Source organism: Thiorhodococcus minor (assembly GCF_010820565.1).
GTDB lineage: Bacteria > Pseudomonadota > Gammaproteobacteria > Chromatiales > Chromatiaceae > Thiorhodococcus > Thiorhodococcus minor.
On sequence record NZ_JAAIJQ010000107.1, the window covers coordinates 1 to 15,816 of the forward strand.

Consider the following 15,816-nt stretch of genomic DNA (forward strand, 5'->3'; position numbering starts at 1 on the left):
AAAACCACACCCCCTACCCCAAACGCGCGGGGGGCCGGCCCCCCCCCCGCTAGCGCGCCCCGGGCGGGGGGGGGCGCCGCTCCCACCGGTCGTGCGCTTGGACCAGAGGATGATCGAGGCCGATTTCCGGGAAACAGATTCCCCGTAGTCCAGGCGCCTGAGCGACCTGGGTGGGCACGCCCCGCAAACGTCTTGCCCATGCGCGCCGGCCTGCCAGGGGCTTTGCCCATCCTACTGGAGGCGCTGTTCTGGGGAGGATCATTTCAGGAAATCACCTAAGACGCCTCGTTGCGGATTTGCTGTCAGTCGTTTGACGGCTCACCCAGCGGGGGGTTGTGGCTGGTCGGCCAAAAAATCCGGCAACGCCATGATGCTACTCCGCTGGAGGCTGATCGCTGGAAGCTGACTGCTCTGTCTAGCTAAACGGCCTCCTCGGGTGGGTCCGGCAGGCGGTTGACGTCGACCGCCACGGTGAGCTGGTGCGCCCCGCCGCCGTAGAAGATGCCCCGCACTGGAGTGACGTCCTGGAAGTCGCGCCCGATCGCCGTGGTGATGTGCTGCTCGCTTGGCATTTGATTGTTGGTGGGGTCGAAGTCCAGCCAGCCGAAGTCCGGCAGCAGCACCGAGAACCAGGCATGGGAGGCGTCGGCCCCCTGTAGCTTGAGCTGCCCGGGGGGCGGGAGGGTTTCCAGGTAGCCGCTGACATAGCGGGCCGGCAAGCCGAGCCCTCGCAGTCCGGCGATGGCGAGGTGCGCAAAGTCCTGGCAGACACCGCGCCGTTTCTCCATGACCTCGCTGACCGGGGTGGCGATCGTCGTCGAGGCAGGGTCGTATTCGAGCTCGGTGTAGATGCGCGCCATGTAATCGAGCACGGCCTCGAGGAGGGGGCGGCCCGGTGCGAAAGAGACTGCCGCATACTCCGTGGCCGCCGGCTCGAGCGGAATCTGCGCCGACGGCAAGCTGAAGATGCGCGCGTCGGTCATCATGCCATCGCCCTTGTCGTAGAGCCGTTGGGCGACATTCTCCCAGGACGGCGTGCGATCTGGCTCGGGCGGGAGCTGAGCCTCGACCTCGACATCGCTGAGCGCTGTCACTTCCAGGGTGCGATGCGCTTGCTGAATCGAGAAATAGCTGACGCGATTGCCGAAGAAGTCCTCGTGCTCGCGACTGACCGAGGGCCAGGGATCGACCCGGACGCTGCAGGCGAGGCAGCGCTGGGTGCGCGTCTGCAGCGGCTTGAGGTGGGCGATGCTGTGACAGAGCGAGACCGGCTCGGCGTACTCGTATCTGGTCACATGCTGGATCCGAAACTTCATGGGCTCTGATGCTTCATGCGGGCGGCGGTGGCTCGTTCCGCCGCAGCAGGCTGTGCGGCTGCTCTTCGTGGCGGAAGTAATGGGCGGTGATGGCATCCGAGATGGCGGCCAGACCCTCGGCGATGCTGGTCACCATCCGGTCTAGCTCCGCGCGCCGCATCCCGTCCGGGCCGACCTGGATGAGGCGGTCGATCTCGGCGAGTCGGATATCGGTCAGGCTGCGCAGGACCCGCTTCTCGACCAGTGTGCGTCCAACGGCGAGGTCGCCACGGGGAAGCTCGGCGACCAGCGTCTGCAGCTTGGCGATCTGATAGGCGAGGGCGCGGGGGTTGCCTTCGTCCTGGAAGACGAGGTCCAGCAAGGCGCCGACCCGGGTGCCGCCGCGATAGCGTCTGCGGTAGGTGATGAGGCTGTCGGTGATGCCGAGCACCGCCTCGATCACCATGGTCTCGTCCTGCTCGCTCGAGACGGGTACCAGGGTCGAGAGGAGCAGGCTGGCGATGGCCGAGCCGCGCTCCAGGCGCCGGCCGGTCTCCAGGAAGTGCCAGCCCTCGTTGTGGGTCATGTTCTCCAGGCTGAGCCCGGAGAAGGCCACGAGTGCCGTGACCAGGGGGTCGAGCTCGTCGAGCGCCTGCGAGAGCTGCCGCGGCGGATGCTCGGAGAGACTGGCTTGCAGCGACTCGATGTCGCCGATGACCCGCCAGGTGTCAGCGGATAGCCGATCGCGCACCGAGTAGGCGGCTTGGCCGAGCGCCTGCAGCGTCTGCGGCAGGCTGCCCGGGCGTTTGCGGTCCGAGATCAAGGACAGCAGCTCGGGCACTGGGCTGCGCAGCCGCTCCTCCGCGCCTTCGCCGACGAAGCCGGGCAGCGACTGCGTCTGATTCGTCAGTGCCTCGAGCAGGGAGCGCAGGCACGAGGAGGTTGCCTGCGAGAGCGGGAAATCGCTGCGCTCGACGTACTTGAAAATGGTGATGCGCAGCAGGCGGACCAGGCCCTCGGCGCGCTCGGCATAGCGGCCGATCCAGAAGAGATTGTCGGCAACGCGGCTGGAGACGGTGCTCTCCTGCACGACGGCCGGCGTCATCAAGACGTCCGCGGTCGGCAGGAGGGTCTCCTGGCGCTCCGGCTCCGAGGCCAGCACCCAGACGTCCTTGCCTAGCCCGCCGAGCTGGCCGGAGACGCCGAGGCTCTCGTGACCCAGGGTGAGGCGTCCGAGTCCGCCAGGCATCACCGTGTAGCCTTCTTCCTCGGAAATGAGGAAGGTGCGCAGCACGGTCGGGCGCGGCTCCAGCCGCTGTCCGATCAGGGCCGGCGCGGTCGACGGATGCACCTGCTCCTGTGCGACGTATTCGGCAGGATGGGCCTGGATGGCGGCGATGAGCCGCGCGCGTGCTTCTGGCCCCATTGCCCCGGGCTCCAGCGGACCTTGGCCGCGGGGCGCGGAAAGCGGTTTGACGATGAGCCGATCGAGGTTGTCCAGGACCTGCTCGCGGGATTCCGCGTCGCCGCACCACCAGGTCGGCACCTGGGGCAGCGCGAGCGTTTCGCCGAGGAGGTGCTGGCAGAGCTGTGGCAGGAAGGCCATGAGCGCCTCGTGCTCCAGCACGCCGCTGCCGAGCGCGTTGGCAAGGGCGACATTGCCCGCCCGGGTCGCTTGGACCAGGCCGGGGATGCCGAGCAGTGAGTCCTCGCGCAGCTCCAGCGGGTCGCACCAGAGGTCGTCGAGCCGGCGCAGCAAGGCGTCGATACGCTCCAGTCTGCCGAGGGTGCGGAGCCAGAGCGCGCCGTCGCGGACGGAAAGGTCTCCCCCCTGCACCAGCGTATAGCCGAGATAGTTGGCGAGATAGGCGTGCTCGAAGTAGGCCTCGTTGCTCGGCCCCGGGGTGAGGACCACGACCCGGGCATCGTCCGCCCGCGGCGGTGCGATGCGCGTCAGTGCGCGGCGCATGGAGCGGAAGAAGCCAGCTAGGCGATGGACGTGCGAGTCGCGGAAGAGGCTCGGCAGGACGCGCGAGAGGACGACGCGATTCTCCAGCGCGTAGCCGGCGCCGAGCGGGCTTTGCGTGCGGTCTCCGATGACCTGCCAGCGCCCGTCGGGCAGTCGCGTGAGGTCGGCGGCGTAGTGGACCAGCGGCTGGCCGCCGGGGATCTCGATGCCGTGGCATGGCAGCAGATAGCCGGCGAAACCGTCGACCAGCTCCGCCGGCAGTAGGTTGAGCCGCACGAGATCGCGCGGGCCATAGAGGTCGAGCAGGATGAGATTGAACAGCTCGGCGCGCTGAATCAGCCCGCGCTCCAGCTCGGCCCATTCCTCGCTGCGAATGACCAGCGGCAACAGGTCGAGCTCCCAGGGGCGGGAGACGCCCTGAGGGTCGCCATGCAGGTTGTAAGTGACCCCATTGTCACGAATGAGGCGTGAGGCCTCGCGCCACCGCTCCTCGATTCCGGCCGGCCCCAGCGTGCGCAAGGCATCGAGCAGGTATTGCCAATGGGGACGGACTTCGCCATCGGCAGTGCGCATCTCGTCGAAGCGGTTCGTCAGGGGGGCGTAGGCATCCACAAGACCGGACTGCTCGGCGGCTGCAAGGTCGGCTAACGGCATGGGCGAGGTCTTGTGGCGAATGCGAACTGCGGATTAGACACGCCGAGCCAGGGCGATTCAAGCGCGCGGCGCGCGGGCCGGTGATCGGCGCCGCTGCGCGCGGCGGGGGGCGCTCAGCTAGTGCGCGGCTGGGGCGCTTGCGGCTTCTTGCTCTGGGGGTTGAGCCAGGACTGCAGCTGAGCGGCCGTCAGGGGCTCGCTGAAGAGCTCTCCCTGGGCATGCCCGCAGCCGAGATTCATGAGCTGATACTGCTGCTCCTTGGTGCGCACCCCGTCGGCGCGGATGTCGAGGCCAAGGGACTGGGCCATGGCGATCAGCACCTCGACGACGGCGAGCTCATGGGCGGAATCCGGCAGTGCCGCGACGAAGTTCGGATGGATCTTCAAGGCCTTGACGGGGAGTCGCTGCAGCAGGGCGGGGGCCGTCCAGCCGACACCGACCTCGCTCAGCATGATTCCGACGCCGAGCTCGTTGATGCCGCGCAAGACCTCTGTGATCTGCTCGCGATGTTTGATCAGCAGGCTCTCGCTGAACTCCAGGACGAGCCGGGATGCGATGATCGGCTTGTCGGCCAGGATGCCCGCCAGCTTACGGACGAGGTCGCCATGGGTGAGCTGACCCTCGCAGATCTTGATGCCTTGGCTGGGGAGGGAGATGCCTTGGCTCAGCCAATGCGCGAGCTGTGTGCAGCTGGTCTCTAAGGCCCAGTCGCCGATCTCGGCCGCCAGCCCGATCTCGTCGGCCAAGGTCGTGACGCGCTCGGAAGAGACACGGCCCAGCTCCTGCTGCTCCCAGTGGACGATCGCTTCGACGTAATCACAGGCGTCGGACTGCAAATTCACCCCGGGGCGATAGAGCAGCTTGAGGTCGCCGCGCGAGAGGCCACTGCGCAGCAGGGCGAGCACGCGGCGATGCTCGGCCTGGGCGGCATCCGGCTTGGCCATGGAGATCTGAAAGGCGTTGCGCCCCTGCCGCTTGACCTGGCGCAGTGCGGACTCGGCCTTGGTCATCATCGAGCTGCGGTCGTCGCCGAGTCCTGTGCTGAGGGCGATGCCGATGCTGACGTTGACGTGGAGCAGGTGATTGCGGACCCAGATGGGCGCGCGCATCGCCTCCTGGAGGCGTTGCGCGATCTCCCGCGCCTCCTCGACGTCGCCGATGTCTTCGAAGAGAAAGGCGAATTGGTCGGCCCGCAGCCGCGCCAGGGTATCCGCCGGGCGGATGGCGTCGCGCAGCTTGATGGCGGTGTTGCGCAGCAGATCGTCGCCGATGTGATGGCCAAGGCTGAAATTGATATGCGAGAAATGATCCAGGTCCAGAATGAAGACGGCGAGCGGCGAATCCTTGCGGTCGCCGAGCTCCAGGCCATGCTCCAGTCGGGATTCGAACAGCAGCCGATTGGGCAGCTTCGTCAGCGAGTCGTAATGGATCAGGTGCTCGGCGGTCTGGGGCGTCTCCGGCGAGGTGGCGCGCTCGGCGAAGACGCCGACGAAGTTGAGCAGCTTGCCGTGCCTGTCGTCGACACGGCGGATGATCAGGCGCTGGCGGTAGACTTCCCCGTCCTTGCGGCGATTCCAGAGATCGCCCTTCCAGGAGCCAAGGCGCAGGAGCCGGCGCCAAATACCGAAGAAGAAGCTCGGGCGATGCCATTGCGCATCGAGCAGGCTCGGCTTCTGTCCGAGGATCTCCGCCTCGGAATAGCCAGTGATCTGCGTGAAGGCCGCATTGGCGCGAACGATGCTGCCCGATGCGTCTGTGATGAGCACGCCCTCTGAGGTTGCGGCGTATACGGCCGCGGACTGCAGCAGGCGCTGCTCCGCCTCGCGAATCTCGGTGACGTCACGGGCATTGATCACGACCCCCGTGACCCTGCCTTGCTCGTCGCGGTGGGGGAAGAGCCTGACCTCCAGCTGGCGCTCCTCGTCGCTCTCGCTGGGCTCGCGCACGTCCTCGATGATGCTGCGACCCTCGTCGAAACAGGTGCCGAGGTTGCGGTAGAGCAAGCTCGCCAGGGGACTCTCGTCCAAGACCTGGATGAGCTCGAGGCCGATGGTGTCCTCGCTCGCGCGCCCGAGTGCTTGAAGAAAGGCGTCGTTCGCCGCTTGGATTCGGCTGCCGCGGTCGACGAATGCGATGCGATCCGGGGTTGCCGAGACGATGTCGGCGTAGCGCGCTAGGGCCTGCTCCGCGAGGCGCCGATCCGTGATGTCGAGCAGGGCACCGCACATGCGCCCCGCAAGTCCGGAGCCATCCGGGTAGCGGCGCCCGGCGCACTCGGCCCAACGGACTTCGCCGCTGGCATTCAGGAACCTGAAGCGAATGCGAAAGGATTCGCCGGTGCTGCGTGCCCGCTTGAATGTCGACGCGACGAGGTTGCGGTCTTGGGGATGGATGCACTTCAGTGCGCGCCCCAGGGTCAGCTCGCTCTCCGCGCCGATACCGAGAAGCTCCAGCCAATCCTGGGGCGCGAGGATGCGGTCGCTGTCGAGCTGCAGCTCCCAGTTGGCGATCTTGGCGAGCGAGAGCGCCTCATCGATGCGCAGGATCTGCTGAAGCGCATGCTCGCGATCGAGGCGCTCGAGGATGACGGCGAGCTGCCCCTGCGCCCGTGTATCCAGCTGGGAGATCTTGGAGATGGCGACGCTCGCGGGCAGGGATCCGCCGCGGGTGGAGATGAAGCTCAGATCGAGCTGAATGCTGAAGCGCTCGCTCGATTCGAGCAGCTCGCCGAGCGCGCGCGCTTGGTGGGCGAGCACCAGGCAATCGAAGTGCCGCCCAAGGATGTCCTCTTCCTTGTAGCCGAGTAGGTCTAGGAAGACCTGGCTAGCCGAGCGGATCGACAGATCCCGGTCAAGCGTGAGCGCGGCCATTGGCAGCGCGGCGAGCAATGACATGAATTCGGGCTTGAGTAGATGAGCGCCGTGAATCTGGCCCAAGGGCGGCAGGTCGCCCGCTGAGCATCTTTCGCCCTGCCATCCTGCTGGAGGACGCCGAGCGTGGCAAGTATATCGCGACGAGGCCGGGGGCGTGTACATCCTCTGGCCATGGAGGACGGATCAGCTCGAGCTGAGGTGTGCTACCAGCATTCGTCGACGGTTGCGCCGGTGCCCGAGACGTCCTTTTCTCCGGTGTGGGTCAGGGTCAAGGCACCGCATCTGTCCTGGTCTTGGCCCGCGGTTGCCCGGGGTGTCGCGCGCAGCGTGAAGCTGTTTTGCGTGGCGGCTGGGTTGAATGCGATGTCGTAGTACTTGGTCGCGCCCTCTAGGGGCGACGTTTGGAGGGACGTGGGAAAGAGCGTTCCGACGGCAGTGCCGCTGCGGTCTTGATCGTAGCTGTGGTTCTCCGTATAGAAACGCTCCATCCACTGGGCGCCTTCAAGGAGGACCGCCTTCGCGTCCGCTCGCCGCGACTTGCGGACGCTGTCCTGGTAGGACGGGTAGGCGATCGTGGCCAGGATGCCGACGATGGCGACCGTGATCATGAGCTCGATGAGTGTGAAGCCATCGGCTGAGCCATTCCGAGGCCTATGCTTTGCGTCTATCGAAGTCATATCCTTGCTTACCTGCACTGCCTCCAGGACTGCCTGCCGCTCGACCCGGCGCCCTTCTCGCGGATGCGCACGACCGCGCCCGTGGAGCCGGATGTGATCTTGCACTCGGCGTCGTCGCACTCGACCACCGCTGGCGTGCTCGTCATGCCTTCGTCTTTGGTCGTGCGTTGGCCGGACACGGGCACGTCGTTCCCGGCGTAGGTGGCGAAGTCGTCAAGGTCGAAATCGCCGTCGCCGTCGACATCTAAAGTCGAATACTCGAGTCGGCCGCCGCTCGTCATGTCCAGCTCGAGTATCCAGCTGACGCCTCCCGACTCGCAGACACCGGTTGCGGGGATCGCGGTCGTGAAGATGGCGCGTCCGTGCCGCAAGAGGGGCACGCTGACCACGCGCTCTCCCTCCGCGTCCTTGACGGGCGAGATCAGGTCCATGAACCAGCCGTCTTGGGCACCTGTGCCGGTCCAGGTGACGGCGTTGTCCGAGATGATGCGCCAGTACCTGCCGTTGATATTCGGCTCTGCCAGGATCTCCTGCGCTTGGAGCGTGCTGCGATCTGTGGCCGACACATAGCCCGTCGTGGTGCCGTCGTTCCTGTCCCAGATGCCGTAGAGGCTCTGCACATTGGCATCGACATCGTCACCGACCTCGAAGAACTTGCCGGTGCCGAAGAACAGCATGTAGCCGCCCTGAGGGTGCTCGCCGATCTCGGGTGCGGCGGTGATGGGCTGGGGCGTTTCGATCCCGCCGGATACAGAGCGGGCGCGGAAGAGCGGCATGGGGGCGCCTGAGCTTGCAAAGGCAATGTCCCAGGCGGACGCGCTGGCGTCCGAGAGATCGAACTTCCACAGATTGCCGAGCAAGTCGCCCGCATAGGCGTACTTGATGGTGCGGCTGCTGTCCGCGACGAGAACGGGTGCCGCGAGCCCGTTCGGCGTAGCGGCGTCACCGACGCCTGTATCGATCTTCTTGATGATACTGCCGTCGGAAAGCCTGATGACATAGAGCATGGCGCGATGGTTGTCGCTCTCGAAGCCGTTGCTCAGGACGACCGCCCAGTCGCCGTTCTGCATGCGGCCGATCACGGGCTGGGCGAGCTGATTGACGGGGTAGCCGAGGTCGGCGTCGGTCAGCTCCCAGAGGATGTCCGATTCGTCGAAGGCGTCTGGATTCGTGATGTCGAGTGCGAACACCGAGCGGCCACCGGCGCCCATGGTCCCGACCAGGACGGTCTTCCAGCTGCCGCCGAAGTAGGCATCGCCCGCCTGTGGGGAGCCATCGACGAAGTAGCTGTGTGTGTAGCTTGGCGCACTGAGGCTGGCGAGATTGGCGAGGGCGGCGTTCGGCACGAAGGCGAACTTCTCGACACCGGTCTCGGCATCGAAGGCGTGCAGCATGCCGTCGTTCGCGCCGACGTAGAGCATCTTGGTGCGCGTCTGCGTCGCCTCTCTGTAGGCGAAATAGGTCGCCTGCTCGGTCACCGTGGCCGGCAGGTATTCATAGCCGAAGTTCAGGCTGTCGACATAGCTCGGGCTGGAGTTGACGATGTCCCCGAGGATCGACAGCCGGGCGCGAAGCGAGCCGGAAGGGGTCTCGTTGCTCTGGTCGCCGCGGAGCCAATCGAGAATGGCCTCGTCGATTCCCTCCCCGGTGAGCAGCGATTGCTGGGCGGTGGTGAGGCTGTCCCAATCGAGCTCGACGCTCTCCGTCCCGATCCTGCCGAAGACATTCCGGCTGCTATGGTTGGGTATCTTGCCCGGCGCGCTGGTGTCCCAGACGGCGTGCTCCTCGATGTCGCCGTCGCCGTCCGGGTCGTCGATGGTGCCATCGCTCTCCAGGGCATAGGCGAGCACCTTTCCGGACCAGTCTCTGCTGTCGAACTTGGCCTGATAGATGAGAGTGTCGGTGCCGATCTTGGTCGAGTTGGTTGCGACCGCCGCGGCTGCGCTCGATGTGCGGTCGACGATGTCCGCGAGAATGGCCGCCAGATCCTCCGCGAACTGATCCGGATCCTGGGCGCTGAAGAAGCGTCCGCGGCTGTTGAGGGAGGCGTGCAGGAGGTCGTCGATTCGCGCCGTGCAGTGCGTCCCGGTGCAGTTGACCTCGGTGGTGTCTGGATCGGGCCAGGTGATGGTGACCGTCGTATCGTCGATGGCGTCGTAGGCGTCATCAGGGTCGATCGTCCCGGTCACGCCGAGTCCCACGCCATAGGTCACCATGTGCTGCCAGAAGGCGGGGTCGGTCGGTGTCGGCGGCACTTCGTTGGCAAGGGAGCCGATGAGGTCGCGATTCCAGTAGTACATGGCGACGTCGGCCAGGGTGTTCGCGCGGCTGTCCGAGAAGGGGGAGACTGGGGAGTAGGTATAGCTCTGGCCGCCCGGTCCGGTGATCGTGGCCGCCGCCGTGCTGTCGTTGTCGTCGCGGGCGTCCGCGGTCTCCGCGTCATAGTCCTCGCCGCCGGACCAATAGCCGTCCGTCATGAGCACCGTGTAGCTCTGGCGGCAGCTCGAGCTCAGGTCGCTGCTGCTGCCCGGGGTGTCCGCCCAGGGGCCCACGTCATCGGCACGGCTGAAATACTGACCGGCGGCGTCCAGCGCCAGTCTCAGCGGGGTGCCCTCGGCCGGGATGGGATGGCCGTAGAGGCTGTTGTAAAAGGTGTTGCGAGCGGTCGGCGTAAAGGTGCGCACGCCCTGCATGACGGCGTTGGAGCTGATGCCGTCGACCGTCGTACCGGTCGCGTTGATCGCCCCGAAGCCCACGCGGGTGCTGTCGTCGAGCTCGATGAAGGCCTTGCCGATCCCCGCACGGGCGGCGAGGATCCTGGAGCGGTAATAGGTGTACCAGTTCGCGAAGTTCTGGATCTCTTGCGCGTAGGTGCAGACGCCGCCGCTGCAATCGGACCGGTCCTCGCGACCGTGGCCCGAGTAGTCGGCCGTGGTGGATTTGATCTCGACCCTTGTGTAGTTGCTCCAGCTCCACTCCCCGTTGTCCGGCCCGTCGTAATGAAAGTAGGTCGCCGTCCAGAAGTCGGCCTTGGGCAGCGTTGTCGTCGTGGCAGTGCAGCCGCTGGCATCGCACTCGCGCCAATTCGTGGTGCCTGAGCTGGCGTTCTGGAGGTTCGAGGTCAGGTCGCGGCAATAGTCGGGGCCGCTGCCAGGGCGCTCCGGGTTGTGCAAGGCGCAGCTTGGGCTCGCGTTCGGATACGAGGTATCGTCGTACTTCTTCCAAGGCGTGTAGGTGATGGCCGGGTTGTAGTAGACCTTGTTGAAGCTCGGCGAGCGCATCAGTGCCGTGTAGGCCACGCCGTCCGCAATGGTCGCGACATTGTTGTCGTAGTCGGTCGCGCCATAGACGCCGTCCGCGCGAGGGAAGACATAGACAACGGAGCCAATGCTGTTGTTGTTGGCGTCCTGTTGCCCCCAGTAGACGTAGTCGTCCGGCATGACCTCGAACATCATGGAGCCCGAGTCGTCCAGCATGAACATCAGGTTCGGCTCAGTGCCCCCCAGCGAGATGAAGAGGGGGACTTGTGAGATCGTGCCCGAATGGGCGCTCCCGAGCGTGGACGTCCAGCCGATCAAGCAGGCGACCAGCGCGAGCAGGCCCCGCGTCAACGTCTTTCTTACGGCAATGAGCTGGGTGGTGCGACGCATGTCTCTCTCCTGACGGCCTATCCCTGACATGATGCTGTATACGGCGAGTGCTCTTGGCTGGACGCGAATGCGCGCTAGTGCGGTGGTCCGTTGCGATAGCGGCGAATCTTGACGACGCGATCTCCCTGAGTTTCGAGCTGAACATACTCCCCAACCCGCAGGTCCGAGAATGGTGTCGCGAGTCCGTTCTCTGCGCTGCCCAGCCTGATGCGCGTCTGACTGGAGACGCTGTATTGCCGCCCGTCGATCTCCAGGCTCCCGCGCGCCGGATCGATGGCCGTCACGCTGCCGCCGAGGTCGTAGGCCAAGAGCGCCGGAGCCTGGGCGCCGAGCGTGATGCCGATTAGAAGGCTGCGGAGCGTCTTTGCGCGTCTTGCCGAGACGGGTGCCCGGCTTGGTGAGTGGCTATTGGATCGCATTTCCTGCTTCTTCTGCGTTGGTCGAATCGCTTGGCCGATCGGCTCGAATGCTTTTCGGAGCGAGGCCTTCTCGCGATACTGGCTAGCGCCTGAGAGGCCGTCCGACAAGCCTGGTGCACGCGGCGGCTTCAGCCGCCCTTGGCGCTGGCGAGGCGCGCGAATGAATTCACCCCGACAGCACGGGTGAGAGCAATATCCAGACGGCATCTGATGCAAGCCCTGAGTGAAGTCACCTTTGATAGACCGTCTGCACGATCGCGACGGCGTCGCTGGCTGCGCCTTGGCTTCGGGCGGTGACGCGATAGTACTGAGTGGGCGGCAAGGGTCCGAACTTCAGGCTGGATCCGGGCGGGGAGAGCAGCGGGAGCTCCTCGATGACGAAACGCGGGGCCTGACTGAGTCCAGAGGGTAGGGGGCACTGCTGCGAGAGTGCCGTATCCGTCCAATCGAAGGTGTCGGACCAGAAGCCGCAGATATCGGTGCTGCCGATCTCGCTCGCCGTGATGGGCTGTCTGAGTCCGGACGTCGCGTTATTGAAGAACGGGAGGACAGAGGCCTCCAGCCCCTGTCCGGATGTCCCCCAGCCGCGCTCGCCCCAGCGCAGACAGGCTTCCGCGCCCTGAAACGCGAGGTTTCGCTGGTGCGTGTTGCTGGCCATCCGCTCTTGCTGGGTGGTGTCTTGGATGACAGAGACGCCGAGCAGCGTCAGCACCATCAGCAGGACCAGGGCGATGACGAGCGCGGCCCCGCGGTGCCGTTTCGGGGCGATCTTGGGTGATGGCGTTGGGTGGCAGGACATGTGCTCGACCCTCAAGGCAGGCGGTTTCGCAAGGTGACGGTTTCTGACACGGAGAGATAACGGTCGCGGTCGCCGCTTCCGGGCGTGAATAGGCTGCCTGTCGAGCTAGCATAGCCCGTGTCCGCATTCGGAAACACGATTTGGTGATCCGCTGTGGCCACAGACTTCTCAGTGCTGCGGAACAGCAGGTTGACGCGCGCGCTGACGACGTCGGTCCAGTCGGTCACGCCGCTCGCATCCTGATAGGCATCGACCAGGTTGTCCGCGTCGACGTCCAAACCATAGTGGAGCTGGAGATCGTCCACCTCGTCGATCAGCTCCTCGGCGACTGGAGTCGCGGCGGCGCCGGAAATGTCGAGCCGGTAACGGTAGAGCGCTCGCCCCGATCCACCTGTGGCCGCGGCCCCGACGTAATAGGCCGTTGGGCGATACTCGGCGACCTCCGCATCCTGGCCGTAGTCGTGAGTGAGCGCGCCTGTATTCCCGGGGGTCGAGCCCGAGGCGGCGAAGGCGATGGTGGAGCCCGAGACACCGGTCAGCTGCAGGATGGAAATGCGCTTTGCGTCGCAAACGACCACGATGCTTCCGGCTTCGAGATCGGGTGCCCTATCCAACGTCATTGCGGCCGAGCCTGCGGCATGCGAGACGACGCGATAGCGGTCGCCGCCCGTCTTCAGCAGAGCCACGGCATCTGTTCCGGCAATGCGCTCACCCACGCCCGTCCCGAACGACTGACCCGGAAAGCTGGTATTCCCGTCGTACCCGCGAATGGTGCTGTCGCCGAAGTCTTCCCACCAGACGCTGGCGTTGTTCTGGAGCAGATTGGTGCGGCTGCTGGATGCCGGACAGCCTGTGTAGGCGGTCTCGCGGATATCCTGCCTCATCACTTCGAGCGCGAAGCGCGCGTTCTCCTGGAGGCGAGACAGGGACTCGGTCGCGCGAAAGGTCTGCTTGTTGGCGACGAACAGCTGAACGACCGCCGCGATGAGCAGCATGCCGATGAGGAGCGCGACCATGATCTCGACGAGCGAGATGCCGCGCTGCTCGAGGCGGTCCGCATGAGTGCCCTTGGTCCGCGGGGTCATAGACTGGTTACGACCGTAAATTGTTGCGGCGAGGACTCGCCTCGGCTGTCATCCCATTGGGTGATGATGGTTGCTTCGATCGCGCTCCCGGTGTCTTGGATCGTAATACTGCCTGTGCCCTGAGGAAGCTGGCAGGCGAGTGCGCTGCGCCAGGCCTCGATGTCTCGCGCGGCGACCGTCGCGCCGGACAATGTTCCAGGGCTGCAGCTCGGCGGCGTGGCGGCAAGCGCTGCTCCGTAGGGCGAAGGCGTCTTGACCGCCTCGGCGCGATTGGCTCGCATCCGGTCGAGGATGTCGTAGGCGATGTTGCTCGCCTGAGAGCGCAGCGATGCGCTGTGATTGAGCCTCAGCGCGCTGGCCTGAAGGTGCGCCATGCCGAGAATCCCGACCCCGAGAACCACCATGGCGATCAGGACCTCGAGCAATCCAAACCCGTGCTGCTTGCGAATCATGCGTACCTTTCCTAGGGGCAGCCGACCTTGACGACCCGCGCCCGTCCCGTTTTGTTCATCACGATGGTATTCCTCTCTCCGTCGGCACCGCACAGCCCGAAGGTCAGGGTGCCAGACTGAAAATCGCCGACGATGGTACGCGGAAAACCGTTGGTTCCAAAGGAGATGTAAGCGCTGATGGCGCTCGTGCCTTGAAGGGCGTCGTCGCCGCCGAGTGGGCCGTGAGAGCGAATGATCAGCTCGCCGCTGCTCGAATCCACCACGGCGTCATCGTCGTTGTCGACGAAGATGATCCAGCCCTGCTCCCAGTGCCCCGTGGTCGCGCAGCTCGCCAGGTCGCTGCTCTTGCACAGCACCACGGGCTTGTCCCGCTTCAGCGCCTCACTCCTCGCCAGACTCAGGGCACTGAGGAAGTCGTTTGTGTGGGTCGCGATCCGATTGTTGAGGATCGTCGCCTGAAAGGAGGGTGCCGCCAGCCCGAGCAGGATCGCCCCGATCGCCAGCGTCACGACCAGCTCGACCAGGGTGAAGCCGCGCCATCGACCCAGCTTCGTCGCCCGAGCAACTTGTCGGGGGCTCGATCGATCAAGGGGATTGAGTCGCGTCAGCCTCTTGTCCAAGACGGGGGCCCCTTTCATCGCGCGTTTGTCGATCATGGAGCAATTAAGCGGGGGTAGACACACGTAAGGAGACGTCCACATTCTACTTCCCGCCTTGTGGGCAGACGGTACCGACCAAATCGGGAAGTAGTTCCTGGACAGTCACTAAGCGGTTTCGGCGACCTTGGCGTCAGGTCGGACTTCCCGGTGGGAGCGGCCGGCGTGACGGCAGTGCCATTCGCGAGAGTGATCATCATCTTTCTCCGCATGCATTTTTCACGCACCTGCCGGATGATCACGGGCGACTTGGGAGGCTTAGGTGCGTTTGCTTTCCGTGGATTTCGGAGTGTAACCGATTTCCCAGTTAGCTCGCCCCTCCCGCCGGCCCTTGGTGTGCGGCTTTTCAGACGATCGGATCAGACTAAAGTCTGGGTTCGGGCCGGTGGCCAATTCGATCGGCTCTCGCGATCGATTCGCCGCAAGAGGGAAGCACAGGAGGTCGAGCAGTCTTCGGGACTCGTCGTAGATCGCGATGCGAGCATTCCTAGCGCGCCCTTTCTTAAGACCATTGCCAAGATCTTAGATGAGCATGCCTGTGCGTGGCTGTAAGTACCTGTCTGGCGGTCTTGCCAGCCGACAGCGCGTGTCCGAGGAGGCAGAAAAGTGGCCTGTCAAGACTCTGATTCCCCAGAGCCGGCCGACTTATGGGCAATGTTATAGGCCGTTTTTGCCTGAGTGGATAGGGCCGTTCGGTGGTCAACCCGACAAGCGGGAGCATGGGATACGCAGGTTGCTACGCGCATGAGGGCCGACGCTTTCAGGCGGACGTGCAACTTGTCTGCTGCCAATAGTCGGCTCGGTAGCGGGATGATCGGAGATCGGCCTAGTGGCTCTCCCGTTTGCTCTGGGGTTGTGATATCTTTAAAATCAATGGCTTGCCTGCTGCTTTCCGCTAGAACCCTATTCGGACGCCGTTCATAATGAAGTTTGACCCGGACACCCTTCAGACGCTGTTGAACCTACCCGATATCGTCGTTGATCGCGTTGTGCTCGGCGAGCGCAAGACGCTCAAAGTCTATGTTCATAGCACGCTTGAGGGGACACGCTGTCGTCACTGCGGCAAGCCGATTGAGCATGCCTATGGCCTCGGTCAGGAGATTGAGCTGCGCCATTTGCCATTGGGTCAGTACAGGGTCGTTGTCGTCTTGCGCCCCAAGCGCTATCAGTGCCGCGACTGTGATGGCCATCCAACGACCAGTCAGACGCTGTCATGGTATACACCGCGCGCCTCGGTGACGAAGGCCTTCGAGCAGCAGATGCTGCTGGAGCTGATCAACAGCACGC

General features: G+C 64.9%; 11 protein-coding genes. 1 reads left to right on the forward strand and 10 read right to left on the reverse strand.

Going from position 1 to position 15,816, the window contains the following annotated elements:
- Positions 1–419 precede the first annotated feature (419 nt).
- The 10 genes from G3446_RS23120 to G3446_RS23165 form a co-directional block, all read right to left on the reverse strand.
- Positions 420–1,316, reverse strand: coding sequence for a transglutaminase family protein (locus G3446_RS23120; protein WP_164455743.1), 897 nt, complete (start codon positions 1,314–1,316; stop codon positions 420–422).
- 13 nt (positions 1,317–1,329) lie between these two features.
- The gene (locus tag G3446_RS23125) at positions 1,330–3,918 is read right to left on the reverse strand and encodes a circularly permuted type 2 ATP-grasp protein (protein WP_164455745.1); all 2,589 of its coding nucleotides are present in this window, start codon (positions 3,916–3,918) and stop codon (positions 1,330–1,332) included.
- Between the two features lie 113 nt (positions 3,919–4,031).
- Complete coding sequence (locus G3446_RS23130) at positions 4,032–6,812, reverse strand: bifunctional diguanylate cyclase/phosphodiesterase (protein WP_245232704.1); 2,781 nt, start codon at positions 6,810–6,812, stop codon at positions 4,032–4,034.
- A gap of 182 nt (positions 6,813–6,994) precedes the next feature.
- Positions 6,995–7,399 carry a type IV pilin protein gene (locus tag G3446_RS28845; protein WP_425338425.1) on the reverse strand — a complete coding sequence of 135 codons (405 nt, stop codon included), beginning with the start codon at positions 7,397–7,399 and terminating at the stop codon, positions 6,995–6,997.
- Between the two features lie 77 nt (positions 7,400–7,476).
- Entirely contained in the window at positions 7,477–11,118 is a 3,642-nt protein-coding gene (locus G3446_RS23140) for a pilus assembly protein (protein WP_164455749.1), read from the reverse strand.
- Between the two features lie 74 nt (positions 11,119–11,192).
- Entirely contained in the window at positions 11,193–11,537 is a 345-nt protein-coding gene (locus G3446_RS23145) for a hypothetical protein (protein ID WP_164455751.1), read from the reverse strand.
- A gap of 229 nt (positions 11,538–11,766) precedes the next feature.
- Positions 11,767–12,336, reverse strand: a complete 570-nt coding sequence (locus G3446_RS23150; protein ID WP_164455753.1) for a pilus assembly PilX family protein — start codon at positions 12,334–12,336, stop codon at positions 11,767–11,769.
- 11 nt (positions 12,337–12,347) lie between these two features.
- Positions 12,348–13,421, reverse strand: coding sequence for a PilW family protein (locus tag G3446_RS23155; RefSeq protein ID WP_164455763.1), 1,074 nt, complete (start codon positions 13,419–13,421; stop codon positions 12,348–12,350).
- Positions 13,418–13,873: a type IV pilus modification protein PilV gene (gene pilV, locus G3446_RS23160; RefSeq protein WP_164455756.1), complete on the reverse strand. Its 456-nt coding sequence runs from the start codon at positions 13,871–13,873 to the stop codon at positions 13,418–13,420. The genes G3446_RS23155 and pilV overlap by 4 nt, the downstream gene beginning before the upstream one ends.
- Positions 13,874–13,884: 11 nt before the next feature.
- Positions 13,885–14,574 carry a GspH/FimT family pseudopilin gene (locus tag G3446_RS23165; RefSeq protein WP_342450205.1) on the reverse strand — a complete coding sequence of 230 codons (690 nt, stop codon included), beginning with the start codon at positions 14,572–14,574 and terminating at the stop codon, positions 13,885–13,887.
- Between the two features lie 878 nt (positions 14,575–15,452).
- Here G3446_RS23165 and G3446_RS23170 point away from each other — a divergent pair.
- Positions 15,453–15,816, forward strand: a 364-nt coding sequence (locus tag G3446_RS23170) for a transposase family protein (protein WP_164455760.1), incomplete at its 3' end; no start/stop codon positions are given.

Bases quoted from the DNA above. Each gene is read 5' to 3' on its own strand.
- G3446_RS23120 (WP_164455743.1), bottom strand. From the start codon at position 1,316: ATGAAGTTTCGGATCCAGCATGTGACCAGATACGAGTACGCCGAGCCG.
- G3446_RS23125 (WP_164455745.1), bottom strand. From the start codon at position 3,918: ATGCCGTTAGCCGACCTTGCAGCCGCCGAGCAGTCCGGTCTTGTGGAT.
- G3446_RS23130 (WP_245232704.1), bottom strand. From the start codon at position 6,812: ATGTCATTGCTCGCCGCGCTGCCAATGGCCGCGCTCACGCTTGACCGG.
- G3446_RS28845 (WP_425338425.1), bottom strand. From the start codon at position 7,399: ATGATCACGGTCGCCATCGTCGGCATCCTGGCCACGATCGCCTACCCG.
- G3446_RS23140 (WP_164455749.1), bottom strand. From the start codon at position 11,118: ATGCGTCGCACCACCCAGCTCATTGCCGTAAGAAAGACGTTGACGCGG.
- G3446_RS23145 (WP_164455751.1), bottom strand. From the start codon at position 11,537: ATGCGATCCAATAGCCACTCACCAAGCCGGGCACCCGTCTCGGCAAGA.
- G3446_RS23150 (WP_164455753.1), bottom strand. From the start codon at position 12,336: ATGTCCTGCCACCCAACGCCATCACCCAAGATCGCCCCGAAACGGCAC.
- G3446_RS23155 (WP_164455763.1), bottom strand. From the start codon at position 13,421: ATGACCCCGCGGACCAAGGGCACTCATGCGGACCGCCTCGAGCAGCGC.
- pilV (WP_164455756.1), bottom strand. From the start codon at position 13,873: ATGATTCGCAAGCAGCACGGGTTTGGATTGCTCGAGGTCCTGATCGCC.
- G3446_RS23165 (WP_342450205.1), bottom strand. From the start codon at position 14,574: ATGTGGACGTCTCCTTACGTGTGTCTACCCCCGCTTAATTGCTCCATG.